The sequence below is a fragment of the Geminicoccus roseus DSM 18922 genome (genome assembly GCF_000427665.1).
Taxonomy (GTDB): domain Bacteria; phylum Pseudomonadota; class Alphaproteobacteria; order Geminicoccales; family Geminicoccaceae; genus Geminicoccus; species Geminicoccus roseus.
Genome location: NZ_KE386572.1, coordinates 1,031,015 through 1,047,235 on the forward strand (window position 1 = coordinate 1,031,015; position 16,221 = coordinate 1,047,235).

15 protein-coding genes are annotated in these 16,221 nt (G+C 66.2%); 2 read left to right on the forward strand and 13 right to left on the reverse strand.

The features are described 5' to 3' along the window. Nucleotides 1-3 precede the first annotated feature (3 nt). The 9 genes from GEMRO_RS0106155 to GEMRO_RS27945 form a co-directional block, all read right to left on the reverse strand. Nucleotides 4-753 carry a DUF899 domain-containing protein gene (locus GEMRO_RS0106155; RefSeq protein ID WP_027133304.1) on the reverse strand — a complete coding sequence of 250 codons (750 nt, stop codon included), beginning with the start codon at nucleotides 751-753 and terminating at the stop codon, nucleotides 4-6. A gap of 105 nt (nucleotides 754-858) precedes the next feature. After that, nucleotides 859-1,293: an SRPBCC family protein gene (locus tag GEMRO_RS32400; RefSeq protein WP_027133305.1), complete on the reverse strand. Its 435-nt coding sequence runs from the start codon at nucleotides 1,291-1,293 to the stop codon at nucleotides 859-861. Further along, nucleotides 1,254-1,640 (reverse strand): ArsR/SmtB family transcription factor, encoded by a 387-nt coding sequence (locus GEMRO_RS27940; RefSeq protein WP_051328754.1) that lies wholly within the window; start codon nucleotides 1,638-1,640, stop codon nucleotides 1,254-1,256. The genes GEMRO_RS32400 and GEMRO_RS27940 overlap by 40 nt, the downstream gene beginning before the upstream one ends. A 92-nt stretch (nucleotides 1,641-1,732) precedes the next feature. Next, nucleotides 1,733-3,124 carry a nucleoside hydrolase-like domain-containing protein gene (locus GEMRO_RS0106170; RefSeq protein ID WP_169728318.1) on the reverse strand — a complete coding sequence of 464 codons (1,392 nt, stop codon included), beginning with the start codon at nucleotides 3,122-3,124 and terminating at the stop codon, nucleotides 1,733-1,735. Nucleotides 3,125-3,786: 662 nt separating this feature from the next. Continuing rightward, complete coding sequence (locus GEMRO_RS0106175) at nucleotides 3,787-4,755, reverse strand: cyclase family protein (protein ID WP_027133307.1); 969 nt, start codon at nucleotides 4,753-4,755, stop codon at nucleotides 3,787-3,789. Nucleotides 4,756-4,826: 71 nt separating this feature from the next. Further along, the gene (locus GEMRO_RS0106180) at nucleotides 4,827-5,519 is read right to left on the reverse strand and encodes an ABC transporter permease (RefSeq protein ID WP_027133308.1); all 693 of its coding nucleotides are present in this window, start codon (nucleotides 5,517-5,519) and stop codon (nucleotides 4,827-4,829) included. A gap of 15 nt (nucleotides 5,520-5,534) precedes the next feature. Next, nucleotides 5,535-6,245 carry an ABC transporter permease gene (locus GEMRO_RS0106185; protein ID WP_027133309.1) on the reverse strand — a complete coding sequence of 237 codons (711 nt, stop codon included), beginning with the start codon at nucleotides 6,243-6,245 and terminating at the stop codon, nucleotides 5,535-5,537. A gap of 69 nt (nucleotides 6,246-6,314) precedes the next feature. Then, nucleotides 6,315-7,106, reverse strand: a complete 792-nt coding sequence (locus tag GEMRO_RS0106190; protein WP_035484825.1) for an ABC transporter substrate-binding protein — start codon at nucleotides 7,104-7,106, stop codon at nucleotides 6,315-6,317. 67 nt (nucleotides 7,107-7,173) lie between these two features. Next, nucleotides 7,174-7,803, reverse strand: coding sequence for a TetR/AcrR family transcriptional regulator (locus tag GEMRO_RS27945; RefSeq protein WP_051328755.1), 630 nt, complete (start codon nucleotides 7,801-7,803; stop codon nucleotides 7,174-7,176). A 233-nt stretch (nucleotides 7,804-8,036) separates the two neighbouring features. On the opposite strand from GEMRO_RS27945, the gene GEMRO_RS27950 reads away from it, so the two are divergent. Beyond that, a complete protein-coding gene (locus GEMRO_RS27950; RefSeq protein WP_051328756.1) occupies nucleotides 8,037-9,155 on the forward strand; it encodes an HlyD family secretion protein in 1,119 nt (372 codons plus the stop codon). Between the two features lie 3 nt (nucleotides 9,156-9,158). Next, a complete protein-coding gene (locus tag GEMRO_RS0106205; protein ID WP_027133311.1) occupies nucleotides 9,159-10,754 on the forward strand; it encodes a DHA2 family efflux MFS transporter permease subunit in 1,596 nt (531 codons plus the stop codon). A 110-nt stretch (nucleotides 10,755-10,864) separates the two neighbouring features. Here GEMRO_RS0106205 and GEMRO_RS33290 read toward each other — a convergent pair whose 3' ends face one another. The 4 genes from GEMRO_RS33290 to GEMRO_RS0106220 all read right to left on the reverse strand — a co-directional run bounded on the left by GEMRO_RS33290 (nucleotide 10,865) and on the right by GEMRO_RS0106220 (nucleotide 16,159). After that, nucleotides 10,865-11,992 (reverse strand): DUF3800 domain-containing protein, encoded by a 1,128-nt coding sequence (locus GEMRO_RS33290; protein WP_084506609.1) that lies wholly within the window; start codon nucleotides 11,990-11,992, stop codon nucleotides 10,865-10,867. 686 nt (nucleotides 11,993-12,678) lie between these two features. Beyond that, entirely contained in the window at nucleotides 12,679-13,464 is a 786-nt protein-coding gene (locus tag GEMRO_RS0106210; RefSeq protein ID WP_035484826.1) for a transporter substrate-binding domain-containing protein, read from the reverse strand. A 55-nt stretch (nucleotides 13,465-13,519) separates the two neighbouring features. Further along, nucleotides 13,520-14,299 carry an ABC transporter ATP-binding protein gene (locus GEMRO_RS0106215; protein WP_027133313.1) on the reverse strand — a complete coding sequence of 260 codons (780 nt, stop codon included), beginning with the start codon at nucleotides 14,297-14,299 and terminating at the stop codon, nucleotides 13,520-13,522. A gap of 186 nt (nucleotides 14,300-14,485) precedes the next feature. Next, entirely contained in the window at nucleotides 14,486-16,159 is a 1,674-nt protein-coding gene (locus GEMRO_RS0106220; RefSeq protein WP_027133314.1) for an adenylate/guanylate cyclase domain-containing protein, read from the reverse strand. Nucleotides 16,160-16,221 lie beyond the last annotated feature (62 nt).

The window sequence follows — 16,221 nt, forward strand, 5'->3', positions numbered from 1 at the left end:
GCTTCAGGCTGCCGCGGCCTGGGGGGCGCAGCCGCAGGCCGTGGCCGGCTCCGCCGCCGCATAGCGGTCGTGGTGGCGGACCCAGTCGCCGAGCCCGCCTTCCTCGTTGCGGCCGAACGGGGTCATGTCCAGGAAGCCGTAGACGGCCATAACTGGCTCCACGCCGCGGGCGAAGGTCGAGTAGGTGTGGAAGACCTGGCCGGCCTCGTCCTTCACGAACACGCTGAGGCCGGGCAGCTCCTCGGACTCAAAGGGCTGCGGCCGGTAGTTGTAGAAGACGTCGCCGCGCTCGCGGTCGTCCTCGGTGAACGACACGTCGAAGTCGAAGTTGAAGTCGCTGTGCAGCGAGGACAGCCAGGGGAACTTCCAGCCCATCCGGGTGCGGAACGCCTCGATCTTCGCGACCTCGGTGCGCGAGATCGCCGCGAAGGCGACGTCGTGATGGTCCAGGTGGCGGAACGGGCCCTCGACATGATCGGCCATGAACGAGCAGCCGACGCAGCCCTGCTCCCAGTCCGGCCCGAACATGAAGTGCTGGACCACCAGCTGGCGGTGGCGGCCGAACAGGTCGGCGAGGCTGCGCTTTCCGTCCGGGCCCTCGAAGACATAGGGCTTGTCGACCCGCACCCAGGGCAGCGCCCGGCGCTCCGCCGCGAGTGCGTCGCGCGCCCGGGTGAACTCCTTTTCCTTGTGCAGGTGCGCGATGCGCGCCTGCAGCCATTCCTCGCGGGAAACGATGTCGTGCGTCTGCATGGGTTCGCTGCTCCTCGTCGCTTGGGCGGAGGGCGTGCGCCGTCAGCCGGCCCGTCCGGATCCGCCGTGGGATGTCGATCGCAATGCTTGCCTTGAGGACCGGGCTCAGCCGGCCTCGATCCAGGCCTCGAGCTTGTCGAGCGCACCGGTCCAGCCGGTGCGGTGGCCGTCGCGGGCGGCCTCGTCGAAGAACTGCTCGTGGGTCAGGGTCAAAACGGTGACCTCGCCGTCCGGGTGCAGCGCCAGGGTCACCAGGGATTCCCGTTCCGGCGTGGTGCGCCAGGCCCAGGTGAACACCAGCCGCTCCAGGGGCGCCACCTCGCGGTAGACCCCGCGCACGTCGTGGCGCTCGCCGTCCAGGGTGTGGAAGGCGACATGGAAGCTGCCGCCGACCCGCACGTCCGCCGCCGCCTCGACCACCGGCCCGCCATCGGGTCCGAACCACTGGACGAGCTTGTCGGGCTCGGTCCAGGCGGACCAGACCCTGGCCGGCGGCGCCTTCAGTCGTCGCCGGATGGTGAGGCTCGGTTTGGCGGACATGAATCCTCCGGTTCGGGCTCGGCCTTTTCCAGGAACTCGGCCAGACGATCCAGACGCGCTGTCCAGAAACGCTGATAGTGATTCAGCCAATCCATCGCCTCCTCCATCGGAGCGGCGTTGAGACGACAGGAAACCACCCGGCCGGTCTTTTGCCGTTCGATCAGGCCGGCATCGGACAAAACGTCCAGATGCTTCATGATCGCCGGCAGCGACATCGGGAACGGCCTGGCCAGCTCGCTCACCGACAGGGTCTCTTCCGCACCCAGCCTAGCGAGCAGGGCCCGCCTGGTGGGATCCGCCAGGGCGGCGAAGGTGCGGTCGAGGTGGGGCTCGTGTTTATTAACCATTGAGTTAAGTATTACGGCATGAAAAAGCCGGCGTCAAGCCGGCTTCTCGGGTGCTCCGGGGACAGGGCCGGCGGGTCGCCGGCCCCTGCCGGTCAGCGGTTCACGTCGACCATGATGCGATGGTAGCGCGTCAGCGCCGGCGAGCCGGAATCCTTCACCTCGAGGATGACGTGGATCCGGTTCTCCAGCGGAACGTTCGGGGTCACCAGCGTCGCCTGGGGCGAGCGGTCGTTCACGATGCGGATGGTGCCGTTGTAGCCGGTCGGCTCCTCGTAGACCCACCAGCGATAGCTCAGGAAGTCGCCGTCCGGGTCCCGGGACCCGCGGGCGTCCAGGGCGATCGACTGGTTGGGCTTCGCGGTGATCAGGGTGGGACCGGCGACCTTCACTTCCGGCGGATGGTTCGCCTGGGCGAAGCCGACCTCGAGCCAGCGGGCGCGGGCCTGGAAGTCGGCCTGATAGGCGTCGCGCCAGCGCGCCACCGACAGCCGGCGCGAGCTGTTGCCGCCGACCGTGTCGAACTGGTACTTCGACGTGTAGAGGTTGGTGGAAATCCCGTAGTAGTCGCTTTCCTTGGTGTAGCGGCCGCCCCAGCCGCCGCCCTTGGGCAGCTCCGGATCGTTCAGCCCGATCGGCAGCACGTGGAGAAGCGACGGCGTATCGCCTTCCTTCAGCCCCTTCTCGGTGGTGTTGAGCGGGTACAGGGCGCCCAGATGGCCGCGGTTGAGGATGTTCGCCCGCAGCCAGTCGGCGTTCTGCATCGAGCGGTCGCCCTCCAGGTACATGCCCCGGAACGTGGCGCTGCGCGAGCCGTCATGCTCGATGCTGGCGATCCAGAACATGTCCTTGGCGTTGTCCAGGAGGTACTGGCCGGGCTCGGGCGAGTACTGGCTGAGGCTGATCGAATAGACCCGCAGCTTCTTCTGGAAGGCGATGAACTGGGCCTGGGACCGGGTGGTCTTCACCTTGTGGATCGCCTGGGCCAGCTCGCGCGTGCCGCCCCAGACCAGGACCCAGACCGGCCCGTCCGAGTTGTCCACCATGTAGATGATGTGCTTGGAAGCGGCGGAGTCGTAGCCGTTGCCGACCCTGTGGTTGATGTTCAGGCCGCTGCGGACGCGCCCCTTCAGCAGTTCGGCGGAAGGATAGCGGCTGTCGTGGCGGCGCAGGCTGGCCAGGTCCTTGCCGTAGGCGTCGATGGTCTTGAAGACGAGGTCCGGGCGCACCGGGCCGTTCGGGACATAGGTGGGCAGGATGCCCTTGATGCTGATGTCGTTGCTGTACAGGAGCGTCCGTATCAGCGACTGCTGATCATCCGGATCCTGGCCGATGTCGGTCAGGATGATGACCTGGGTGCGCGCATCGGCGGCGCTGGCCGGGCGGGCGGACCCGCCGACCATGGTTCCGACCACCAGCAGCGCCGCCAGGACGGATGCGAACCAACCGCGCCCTGCGGAGCCGAGGTTCTTCGTTAGCAGCTTCAACATTCCCTCCGTTCGTCTTCCAAGGCGTGATCGATGCGGCCGCGCGAAGGATCTTCTTCTTCTCCGGATCTCGGCGCGACCCGACCACTGAGCCTCAAGCCCAGTTACCTTGAAGTTTTCCGGAAGGCGTTACGGACAAGTGCTGATTTTGACTTCGAGGAACACCCGCGAGTTAATGAAGAAGCTATACAGAGTCGAAATACTGGCCTCGAGCGGGCGTGAGAAAGCAGCCGCAGAATTCACTCAGCGCCTGCAAATCCCCGGGTGATGCCGTCATCGTCTCGACGATTCCAGCCCCGCTATCAAATCAAGCCAGTCCACGAACCATTATCAGCATTCTCCGAACACGCCTTCGTGATCGAAGTGGATAGTGGACGTTTCCTGAAATTGCAAACTACGAAAGCCACGAACCGCAAGACAATACAGCACACCTCCTGCCAGGACATGGCAGGATCCGGGGAAACCAGAGCATAAATTCCGGGACTACAGGAGGGCGCACCTAGGCGTGGCGGGCTATTCGCGCGGCCTGGACAGGAAAGCGGTCCGCTGCCTGGACAGCGGACACAGTCGAGGAAAAACCGTGACGGGGTCCCGCCGCGGCGCGGTCGGGCAACGGATGGAGGGCGCCCGGCGCGGCGGCTCGCCGACCGCCGGGCGCAGCCTCAGGTCAGCTTCATCGCCACCGGGCGCATCGGCGTGCCGGTGGCGCCGCGCAGCTTGATGCAGGCGCCGAAGAACGCGAACTCATGGACCTTGTCGGCGATCAGCTCGTCCACGAACGCCATCTCCAGGATCGGCACGCCCGCCTCGGCCAGGAGGTAGGTGTGCACCGGGAAGAAGTTGAGCGGATGCGCGCCCGGGGTCTGCTCCAGGGTCAGGTTGTCGGCACCGATCATGATCGCACCGTTCTTGCACAGGAACTCGGCGCCCTCGCGGTTCAGCCCGGGCGTGGCCTGGGTGAAGCTCTGGTCCGGCCATTTCTTCATCTGCCCGGTATTGATCAGCACCACGTCGCCAAGCTTCAGCTCCAGGCCCTGGTGCTTGAGGCAGTCCTGCAGGTCTTTCTGACCGATGCCATAGCTGGGCGGCAGGGTGTCGACGCCGTGCATCGCCGCCACGTCCAGGAGGATGCCGCGCGCCAGGATCGGCGGATAATTCTCCGGCCCGCACTTGGTCCAGGCCCGGCTGCCCAGATACTGCTCGGCGCTGAAATTGTTGAAGATCTTTCCGTCATAGCCGAAGTGGTTGAACGTATCGATGTGGGTGCCGCAATGGGTGTACATCGAGATCGCGTCGCCGGAGTAGGCGACCAGCTGGTTCGCCTCCAGGCTGACACCCATGCTGTTGCCGGCGATCTCGCCCGCAGGGGTGTGGGTCATCCAGATCTGGTAGCCCTGGTCGCCGGCGCCGAACCAGCCGGGCATGCCCACGAAATGATCGACCGACAGGTCGTAGATCTTGCGGGCATCGGCGCGGCCCAGGATCGCCGCCCGCGATTCCGCATCGATCACGTTCAGCATCCCGATCTCGTCGTCGGGCCCGTAGGGGCTGCTGGTGACCCGGTGGAACTCGGCGTTGTAGGCGACGATCTTCTGTTTCTCGGCCTCGTTCACGTAGCAGACGACGCACATCGGAGGGCTCCTCGGGAGCGGGCGGGAAGGCGGCGTTCCGGGGTGCCCGCTCCCCGGAACGCCCCGCGCCCTCAGCCGGAGCGTGGGCGCAGATGGGCGAACCAGGAGAACTCCAGGCGGCGCATGGCCAGGGTGATCCCCCAGGTCAGCACCAGGTAGCAGGCCCCGGCGGCGATGAAGGCCTCGAACGGCGCATAGTAGCGCGCCTGCACCATGCGGGCAGCACCGGTCAGGTCCAGGATCGTGACCAGGCTCGCGACCGAGCTGCCGTGCAGCATGAACACGATCTCGTTGCCGTAAGCAGGCAATGCCCGGCGAAACGCGCTGGGCAGGACGATCCGGCGGAACATCAGCAACGGCGACATGCCGCAGGCGCGCGCCGCCTCGACCTCGCCCTTGGGCGTGGACTGGATGGCGCCGCGCAGGATCTCGGCGGTGTAGGCGGCGGTGTTGAGCACGAACGCCAGCAGCGCGCAGAACCAGGCCTCGCGCAGGAGGTACCAGAACGGGCTGGCGCGGACCGCCTCGAACTGGCCGAGACCGTAATAGATCAGGAACAGCTGGATCAGCAGCGGCGTGCCGGTGAAGCAGTAGGTGTAGAACCAGGCCGGGCCGTTGATCAGCCAGTTGCGGCTGGTGCGCATGATGCCCACCGGGATCGCCAGGAGCAGGCCGATCAGCAGCGACACCACCACCAGCCAGATCGTCGTCCACAGGCCGAACGCGTAGTACTGCCAGCTTTCCGCGATGACGCTGAAGTCCACCTGCGACGCCCCTTCTCAGTGGTAGGGTCGCTGGGCACGCGTTTCCAGCGTGCGCAGGACCAGAAGGGACAGGCTGGTGAACACCAGGAACAGGATCGCGACGAACAGGTAGAAGGTGAACGGCAGCTTGGTGGCGCCGACCGCGTACTGCGCCTTGCGCACCATGTCGTCCAGGCCGATCACCGAGAGCAGGGCCGTCGACTTCAGCAGCACCAGCCAGTTGTTGGTGATGCCCGGCAGCGCGTGGCGCACCGCCTGCGGCACCAGGATCCGGCGGAACACCTGGAACCCGGTCATGCCGAAGGCGCGCGCCGATTCCAGCTGGCCGTGCGGCACCGCCAGGATCGCGCCGCGGAAGGTCTCGGCCATGTAGGCGCCGTAGATCACGCCAAGCGTGATGACCCCGGCGATGAACGGGTTGATGTCGAGATAGCCGACCGGCTCGCCGCCCCTCGCCTCGATCCAGACATCCACCCGGGCGATCAGGTCGTTCACCATGATCTGCCCGCCATAGAAGATCAGCAGCATCAGGACGAGGTCGGGAATGCCGCGGATGACCGTGGTGTAGGCCAGGGCGGCGCCGTTGGCGAAGCGCCCCCCGGAGATCCGCATCATCGCGACGCCGATGCCGATCAGCACCGCCAGGAGCGCCGAGGTGACGGCGGCGGCGAGGGTCAGCCTCGCCCCCTCCAGGATCGTCGCTCCGTAGCCGTGCAGGTCGAACATCATGCTTCAGCGGCGCTTTCGCAAATGTCTGGCCGCAGCGCCAAGGACGCCGCGGCCAGGCGTCAAGGATCAGCCGCCGTAGACGTCGAAGCCGAAATGCTTGTCCTGGATCTTCTGGTAGGTGCCATTCTCCAGGATCGCCGCCAGCCCCTTGTTCAGGAGGGCCAGCAGATCCTCCTCGCCCTTGCGCACCCCGATCCCGGCGCCGGCGCCGAAATACTCGGAGCTCTCGATGACCGGGCCGACAAACTCGAACCCGGCACCCTCCGGGGTCTTCAGCAGCGCCTCGGACAGCACCACCGCATCCTCCAGGCGCAGGTCGACACGGCCGGCCACCAGGTCGAGATTGGCCTCGTCGCCGGTGCCGTAGCGCACGACCTCCGCGCCGGCGGGCTCGAAGAAGTCGGTGGCGTAGCGATCCTGCACGGTCTCGCGCTGCACGCCGATCTTCATCCCGGACAGATCCTCGGGGATGTTCTCGATCTCGAGGCCCTTCTTGCCGACCAGGCGCACCGGGGTGTCATAATACTTGTCGGTGAAGTCGATGCGCTTCTTGCGCTCCTCGGTGATCGACATCGAGGCCACGATCGCGTCGTACTTGTTGGCCATCAGCGCCGGGATCATCCCGTCCCACTCCTGCTGGACCAGCTCGCACTCGATCTTCAGCTCGTCGCAGATGGCGTTGGCGATGTCGACGTCGAAGCCGGCCAGCTCGCCTTCCGGGGTCACGTAGTTGAACGGCGCGTAGGCGCCTTCGGTCGCGATGCGGACCTTGTTCCACTCCTTCGCTTCCGCCGAACCCATGCCGAACAGGGCTGCGGCGAGCGCGACAGCGCCCAGGGCGATTCTTCTTGTGGCCATGGCTTACGTCTCCCGCTGCGGCAACGGCCGCTCATGGCGGAGACAGTCAACGAGCCGTCGAAAAGCGTCAAGCGAGCGCAGGCGCGTAGGCCTTCAGGAAGCGGCCCACCGCCACTTCCGCCAGTTCGTCCTTCTCGGCGGCACCCGGCAGGGTCGGCACCGCGAACAGGGCGCGCAGATGCAGGTCGGCCCGGACCAGGCTGATCAGGTCGATCGCGGCGCGCTCCAGGTCGTCCGCCTCGATCTGGCCGTCGCGCGCCGCCTGGGCCAGCACCGGCACCAGCGCGTTGCGCAGCCGGAGGGGGCCGTTCTCGTAGAAGGCGGTGCCGAGCTGCGGGGCGCGGACGGTCTCGGCGATGATGGTGCGGTAGATCGCGATCATCTCCGGCTGGAACAGGACATCCAGGAACATGCGGGAAAAGCGCACCAGCCGGGTGCGGAAGTCGCCCTCGCCCGTTTCCAGCGTCTCGGCCAGCATCGCCTGGCCGCGGCACTCGCGGTTCACCACCAGGGCGAACAGCTCCTCCTTGCTCTGGAAATGCTCGTACACGGTCGCCTTGCCGACCTTCGCCCGCCGGGCGATGTCGTCCATGCTGGCCGCACCATAGCCCCGCTCCAGGAACAGCGCCTTGGCAGCCGCCAGCACGGCCTCGGGCTTGCTGGCGCGGTCGGCTTCCGAAACGAGGGCGGGGGGCATGGCGGCCTCTCGGCTGTCTTGGAACTGAACCGTTCAGTTCTGGGGCAGATAAGGCCATGTACCGCGACACTTCAAGAGCGGCTCCATGCCTCCACCGCATGGCTGACGCGCATCATCATAAAACTGAACCGTTCAGTTCTGGCTTGATCCGGCGCCAACATGTGCTCATCTGCATGCACCGGGGCCGTCGCCGCAGGCGAAGCTACCCCGGATGGCGACGGCGGGGATGATCGATGGCAAGCGTGAAGAAAGTCCTGATGGGCGGCCTCGCGGCGGCGGCGATCGCGGCCGGCGGCTGGGCGGGCTGGCAGTACTGGCATCTGTGGCGGTTCGTGGAGACCACCGACAACGCCTATGTCGAGGCCGACACCGCCCCGATCGCCCCCAAGATCGCCGGCCTGGTCCAGGCGGTCGAGGTGGTCGACGACCAGCGCGTCCATGCCGGCGACGTCCTGTTCCGGATCGATCCCACCGACTTCGAGGCAACGGTCGCTGCGGCAAAGGCGGCGGTCGAGGCGCAGAACGCGCGGATCGCCACGATCGGCAGCCAGATCGCCCTGCAGCAGACCAACATCGACCGGGCCCGGGCCGGGGTGGAGGCGGCAAGGGCCGAGCTGCAGCTGGCCCGCTCCGAGTTCGCCCGTTCCGACAAGCTCGCCCGGCAGGAATGGACCAGCCGCGAGACGCTGGAGCGCGCCGACGCCGAGACCGCCAAGGCCGAGGCCGGCCTGCGCCAGGCCGAGGCCGACCTGGAAGCGGCCAGGGGCCAGCTGGAGGTCCAGCGCGCCCAGCAAAAGGAAGCCACCGCCGCCCTGCACGAGGCGCAGGCGCGGCTGGACGCCGCCCGTGCCGACCTGGATGCCACCACGGTGGTGGCCCCGGTCGACGGCGTGGTCGGCGGCAAGTCGGTCCAGGTCGGCCAGTACCTGCGCGCCGGCAGCCAGGCGATGCTGGTGGTGCCGCTGCCCGAGGTGCATGTCCTGGCGAACTTCAAGGAGACCCAGATCGGCCACATGCGGATCGGCCAGGTCGTGCGGCTGGCCGTCGACGCCTGGCCGGACCAAGAGATCGAGGGCGTCATCTCCAGCCTGGCGCCGGCCAGCGGCGCGGAGTTCAGCCTGCTGCCCGCCGAGAACGCCACCGGCAACTTCACCAAGATCGTGCAGCGGGTGCCGGTGCGGATCGAGGTCGCCGACGACAATCACCTGGCCGGGCTGCTGCGCCCGGGCCTGTCGGTCGAGGTCAGCGTGGACACGCGCGGCCAGGGCCAGGGCGGCGGCCTGCTGGAGGGCGTGTTCGGCGCGGCAGCGCCGGCCGGCGCCCGAAGCGTGCAGCTGGCGGACCGGCCCTAGACAATGAGCGCCGCCAGCACGGCCGCCGGGCGCCTGCCGGCCGGGTCATCGGATGCCGCCGCGGGCCCCTCGCGGGCGGCGACGTTCGGCTTCTTCGCCATGGTGTTCGGGATGTTCATGGCGATCCTGGACATCCAGATCGTCAGCTCGTCCTTGCGCGAGATCCAGGCCGGCCTTGCCGCCAGCTCGGACGAGATCGCCTGGGTGCAGACCAGCTACCTGATCGCGGAGGTCGTGATGATCCCGCTGTCCGGGATGCTGTCGCGGGTCCTCTCGACCCGGGTCCTGTTCACCGTCTCCTGCGCCGCCTTCACCCTGGCCTCCCTGCTCTGCTCCACCGCCGGCACGATCGGCGAGATGGTGACCTGGCGGGTCCTGCAGGGCTTCCTGGGCGGGGCGATGATCCCGACCGTGTTCGCCACCAGCTTCATCCTGTTCCCGCCAGCCAAGCGCGCCGGCGTCTCGGTGCTGATCGGGCTGGTCGCGACCATGGCGCCCACCATCGGCCCGACGCTCGGCGGCTGGCTGACCGAGACCTTTTCCTGGCACTGGCTGTTCCTGGCCAACGTGCCGCCCGGCATCATCGTCACCATCCTGGTCTGGCGCACCGTCGACATCGACAAGCCCGACCTGTCGCTGCTCAAGGGCTTCGACTGGCTGGGCCTGGTCGCCATGGCGGCGTTCCTGGGTGCTGCCGAATACGTGCTCGACGAGGGGCCGCGCTGGGACTGGCTGGAGGACGGGAGCGTCCGGATCGCCGCGGTGGTGGCGATGACGGCCGGCATCCTGTTCTTCTGGCGCGCGCTCAGCTACCGCCAGCCGATCGTGGAACTGCGCGCGTTCCAGGACCGCAACTTCGCGATCGGCTGCATGCTGAGCTTCGTGCTGGGCATCGGCCTGTACGGCTCGGTCTACCTGCTGCCGCTCTTTCTCGGCACGGTGCGCGGCTACAACGCCCTGCAGATCGGCCAGATCATGTTCGTCACCGGCATGTTCCAGTTCATGTCGGCGCCGCTGGCGGGCTTTCTCAGCAAGAAGATGGAGCCGCGCGCCATGCTGGCGCTGGGGCTGACCCTGTTCGGCGTGGGCGTCTATCTCAACCACGACGTGACCAACCAGAGTTCGCTTAGCGAACTGTTCCTGCCCCAGGCGGTGCGCGGCGTGTCGCTGATGCTGTGCTTCCTGCCGATTAATACGCTGGCGCTGGGCACCCTGCCGCCCGACAAGATCAAGAACGCATCCGGCCTCTACAACCTGATGCGCAACCTGGGCGGCGCGGTCGGGCTTGCCATGATCAACACGGTGATCGACCACCGGATGGCGCACCACATGCGCCACCTGCTGGACCAGCTCACCCCGGCCCGCAGCGTGGTGACCCAGACCCTGGACGCGATGAGCGGCCGGTTCGCCGACCTGCTCAGCACCGACCCGGACCAGGCGGCGCTGCGCGCGCTGATGAGCATGGTGCAGCGCGAGGCGAGCGTGCTCACCTACGCCGACGCGTTCCTGCTGATGTCGCTGGTGTTCTTCGCGGCCCTCGTGCTGATGCCGCTGGTGCACAAGCCCAAGGCCTCCCAGGCCCCAGCCGACGCGCATTAGAACACTAGACCAGGGCCTTTTAGCTCCTAGAGGTCGCGAAAAAATGACACAGTGCAAGTCTTCCTCTAACCAAAGAAGACAATCCTGACAGCGTCGGCAGACACAGCCTGTCAGATAGGTAGCGCTGCGACTTCCGCCTTTCGGCACTCTTCTGACTTGGTGAAATGCTCCTTCAGTTCGGCCGGTAGCGTCTTAGTTAGCTCAGGCAAATGGGCGAGATGACACCATCTCCTCTCTAACCCACTCAAAGAAACCTCGTCGGCCATGCCCCGCTTGGCCTGTGACCAGAAAAGCGCGCGCAGTTCCTGGGAGACGAGTTTCTCCTCCACAATCCGCTTGGCGATCCATAGGGTAACGTCGACGAGCTCGAGCCCTGCACTCGCATCACCAGGAACAAAAACTGGTGGAACTGCAGGTATAAGTGAGAAATCAAACGCTGGCATTCCCGGTCCCAAACTGAGTTTGTGTCCTCGCATTCGCCTATACCACTCCGCAAGTTCGTCTTGCGAGCGGTTGAACTCTGTCTGCCGGTCCACGACGATGCTGCGCACCCGCTTCCTACGGCTGCCTGACTGAGAGGCTATGAACTGCAGCACCGATTGGAAGCCCACAAGATTCGGTGAGATTTGCAAGGCTGTATCGTGGTTCCCTACGCCGTAACTAATCTCGTGGGGATGTGCAGCCGCCCACCTAAGCGCGCCAGACGCAATGTCCCGCGACCGAGCGTCTGGTAACCACTCGACACGCGCCAGCAAGTCCGTGCACAGGGCGGTTAGCATTTGGGCGCAACGTGCCGAGTTACGCTCTCTACGAGTTTGCCAAGCAAGCTTGGCAAGAGACTCATCAAATAGATAAGCAATTTTGAACAACAAAACATATCGCAGCGGCGTAAAATAATCCATCCACGTTACAGCTTTGTTCATGCCGGAGTCAAAGACTTGATCGAAAAAACAAATAATGGCGTGATCTGGTTTGATAACTTTTGCGAACGAGAATCTAAGATCATTTTTCTTGCTGAAGCGCGAAATTCTGTCTGCGACCATATTTAGCCGCCCTACACCAAGCTCATTGGCATGGATGCGCTCTACACCCAACTCCCGCCGCAGCTCTTTCAGAAGCGGCTGCGCAATGATATCGAGATTGGCCTGGGCCCCAAGCACACCATAATACAGCACTGGCTGATGAGGATCGAACAACTCAAGCCCAGTATTACCACTCTCATCAACGAAATAATACATTATTCCTCCCCACCTTTGTGGTCACTACTACGTGATCTTGAGATAATCTGCATTAAAATCAAAAATATTTCTTAGCGCACCCGTGCAAATTTTGTTGCTTGCGGAGCAAGCACGATCAACAAGAAGCGCACCATATCAAGCGCATCGCCGCCAAATAGTACGTGACTTGCGTTTGGCTGATACGTGCCATCGTTCGACATGTTCAGCTCCACTACACTCCGGGCAACGCCACCCGGAGAGCGCCGGGATCAGAGGCGAGCAGCCGCGGTCGATCACCCGCCGCCACAGCGTTGGCACCAATCCTACCAGCTATGATGCGAGAGGCTGGCTGTCATGCAGGCCTGTTAATGGTGGACAGCGCCATGCTTGAGGTGATGCTGGCAGCGACGCCAATTCCGATTGAGAACCGCGGCGCCTTCAACGCTCAACTGCAGCGACGCAACTTGGACTCTCCGCCTGAGGCCGTTCCAATCCCAACGGTCCGAATGCCTAATGCTCCAAGATGGGACCAGCCGATGGCTGGGGGAATGGCTTGGGCAATTGGCCCAGAGGTCCTGTCCAAGGCCCTGCTTGCGCTTGGATTGGCTAGCAGAGGGGCACATATGCGAAATAGCTTGCGACCTACGGCGCGCAGCCTGCTCCTGGACCGTAAGAGGAGGACTGGAGTCGGAAAGGACGGGGCGAGCTCAGTTCCCGTAGGGATCGTAGGAGAAGTATTTCTTGGCGATCTTCATGTAGGTGCCGTCGTCGCGCATGGAGGCGATGGCGTCGTCGATCTTGTTCTTCAGGGACGGGTCGTCGCTGGGCAGGATCACCCCGATCCCCTCGCCGAACCAGCGCCGGTCGTTGTAGGGCGGGCCGGTGAACTCCAGCTTCTTGCCGTTCTTGCCGTTGATGGCGCTCCGGTCCAGCGCCCAGGCATCGGCCAGGATGATGTCGACCTTCTTGTCCAGGAGCGCCTGCACCATCTCCGGCAGGGTCTTGTAGCGGACGATCTCGGAGACGGCGGCGAACTCGGAGGTGACGAACTGGTCGTGGGTGGTGGTGGCCTGCACGCCGATGGTCTTGCCGCGCAGCGACTTCCAGATGCCCTCGACGCTGTCGCCCTTGCGGCGCACGAACATCGCCGGGGTGTGATAGTAGCGCTCGCTGAACACGATCCCGCGCAGGCGCCGGCCGGTGGTGATCGAGGTGGAGGCCACCACGATGTCGGCCTTCTGCTTCTTCACCGCGTCCAGCATCTCGTCCCAGGTCAGCTGGACCTTCTTGCACGTCATGTCGATGCGCCGGCAGATCTCGTCGGCCATGTCGATGTCGAAGCCCACGAAGCGGCCCTTGCTGTCGACCGTGCTGTAGGGCGGATAGCTGCCGTCCACCGCCACGCGCAGCAGGGTCTGGGGCTGGGCGCCGGCGACGGCCGGGATGGCCAGGGCCAGCGCGAGCAGAAGTGCGGACAGGAGGTGTCGGCGCATGAGCAAACCCGTTAACGATTGAGTATCGCACCGATGGCCCGGGTGCCGCTCCTGGTCAACCCTTCAGGTTGCCCGACAGGAACTGCCGAACCCGCTCAGACCTTGGCGCGCTGAAGAATTGCCCGGGCGGCCCCTGCTCTTCGATCCGCCCCTGATGCAGAAAGATCACTTGATCGGCGACCTCCCGGGCGAACCCCATCTCGTGGGTGACCACGATCATGGTGCGGCCCTCCTCGGCCAGGTCGCGCATCACCTTGAGGACCTCGCCGACCAGTTCCGGGTCGAGCGCCGAGGTCGGCTCGTCGAACAGCAGCACCGCCGGCTCCATCGCCAGGGCGCGGGCGATCGCCGCGCGCTGCTGCTGGCCGCCGGACAGATGGGCCGGGTAGGCGTCGCGCTTTTCCCAGATCCCGACCTTGGCGAGCAGCGCCTCCGCCCTGGCCAGCGCCTCGGCGCGCGACAGCTTCAGGACATGGATCGGCGCCTCGATCACGTTGTCGAGGATGGTCATGTGCGACCAGAGATTGAACTGCTGGAACACCATGCCGAGCCGGGTGCGCAGCCGCTCGACCTGGCGGCGGTCGGCCGCCTGGCGGCCGCCGCGCCGGCCCGCGACCAGGCGCATCTCCTCGCCGCCGACCACGATCCGGCCGGAATCGGGCATCTCCAAAAGGTTCAAACAGCGCAGGAAGGTGCTCTTGCCCGAGCCGGACGCTCCCAGCATCGCGATCACGTCGCCCTTGTGCGCCGCGACCGACACGCCCTTGAGCACCTCCAGCTGGCCGAAGGTCTTGTGGATGTCCTCTGCGACCAGAGCATGTTCGGGAGCTGTCATCGACCGGATGCCGCCTTTCGCAATGCCGGGGGAAGCGTGGGCGGGCCGTCCATCGCCGTCAAGCCGACCGCCCGGAACCCATCGGCAAAGCGCCAACCCGGCCTTTGCCGATCCGGAACGCGCGCCGGGCGCAGCCTTGCAGCCGGCTCCCGACGCCGGCAGCCGAGCCGGGATCCTCGTGGCTCCTCAGCCCGGCAGGGCCTCCTCCCGGACCCTTGCCAGCAGGGGCAGCGCCACCACCGGCAGGGTCTCGCTGCGGCCGCGCACCTCGAACGGGATCGGCTCGCTGGGCGGGCTCAGGCCCGCCAGGCGAAAGACCTCGGCGGAGATCACCGCCTCCACGCCCAGTTCCTTGCAGGCGCTCTCCAGCCGGCTGGCGACGTTGACCACGTCGCCGATGGCGGTGAGGCCGGTGGTCCGGCCCCAGCCGAGCTCGCCCACGATCACGCTGCCGGCATGCATGCCCACGCCCAGGCGCAGGCTTTCCCGCAGTTCGCCGCGCATGTCGTGGGAGACCTTCTCCAGGCCGGCCGCGATCATCCGCGCGGCGACCATGGCGTTGCGCGCGCCCTGCTCCGGCCCGTCCTCCAGGCCGAACAGCGCCATCACCCCGTCGCCGATGAACTTGTCGACCCGGCCGCCAGACTGCTCGATCGCCTGGCCCGACAGGGCGAACCAGCGATTGAGCAGGAACACCACGTCATAGGGCAGGCGCTGCTCGGAAAGTTGGGTGAAGCCGCGCAGGTCCGCGAACATCACCACCAGCTCGCGCTCGATCCCGTGGCCCGGGAACATCGGCCGGCCCACCTCGTCGGCGGCATGGTCGAGCGCCACCAGCGGCGTGACCTGCAGCTTGTGGGTCGGCCGGATCTGGCAGGCCAGGCGCACGTCCGGCTTGGCCTGGATCCGCTTGAGCACCCGCGCCTCGGAGGGGCTGGGCGGCGGCAGCCGGTCGCCGCCATGGCCGACCCGCACCCGACAAGTCGAGCAGCGCCCGCGCCCGCCGCAGACCGAGGCGTGCGGCAGCCGGCCGAGCTCGGCCGCCTCCAGCACGGTGGTACCGCGCGGCGCCCGCACGACCTGGTGGCTGGGGAACTCGATGGCGATCGGCCCGGTCTTCGCGATCACCGCCCGCCGCACGATCTTGAACAGGTAGACCGACGCTATCAGCCCGTAGAAGACCAGGAGCAGGTAGTTCTCCAGGACGTAGATCCAGTCGCGCGCCGAGGCATCCGCCCAGTTCTGCGCGGTTGCGACCTGCTCCAGCCAGGCCGGGTCGGCCGCCGCCAGCTGGCGCGCGCCGCTGACCATGCCCACGAAGGCCAGGGTCGGCAGCAGCACCGCCACGGTCAGCAGGAGCGGCGCCGTGTCCCGGTACCAGCGCTCCAGCTTCAGCCGGTGGTGCATGCCGATGCAGCCATGCAGCCAGACCACCAGCATCAGCTCGGTCTGCCGCTGGATCCCGCCCGGCCAGAGCAGGTGCAGGAGATAGGTGTAGCTGTCGGTCAGGCCCTGGACGCGGTGGAGCACGCCCGTGCCCAGCACGTGGATCGTCAGGTAGTAGGGGATCGCCAGGCCCAGGCCGACCTGCAGCCAGTCCAGGACCGGCATCCGCAGGGTCCGCCGCTGCCAGATCTTGGCCAGGCCGGCCACCGGATGGACCGCCAGCGCTGCCAGCAGGGCGTATTCGAGCGGCGAGCGCCAGACGGCCAGGAACACGGCCCGGCCCGCCTCCATCGCCGCAAGCGAGACCAGCCCCAGGGCGTGGTTGAGCAAATGGGTGGTGGCGAACAGGAACAGGAGAACCCCGGACCAGAGGCGCAGCGTCCCGAGGTCGATGACAGCCTTCCTCGATGACATGGTCGCGCGTGCTTTGGCCAGAGGGGGGACTTCCTGCTACCAAGATGGCCGGGCAGCAACAG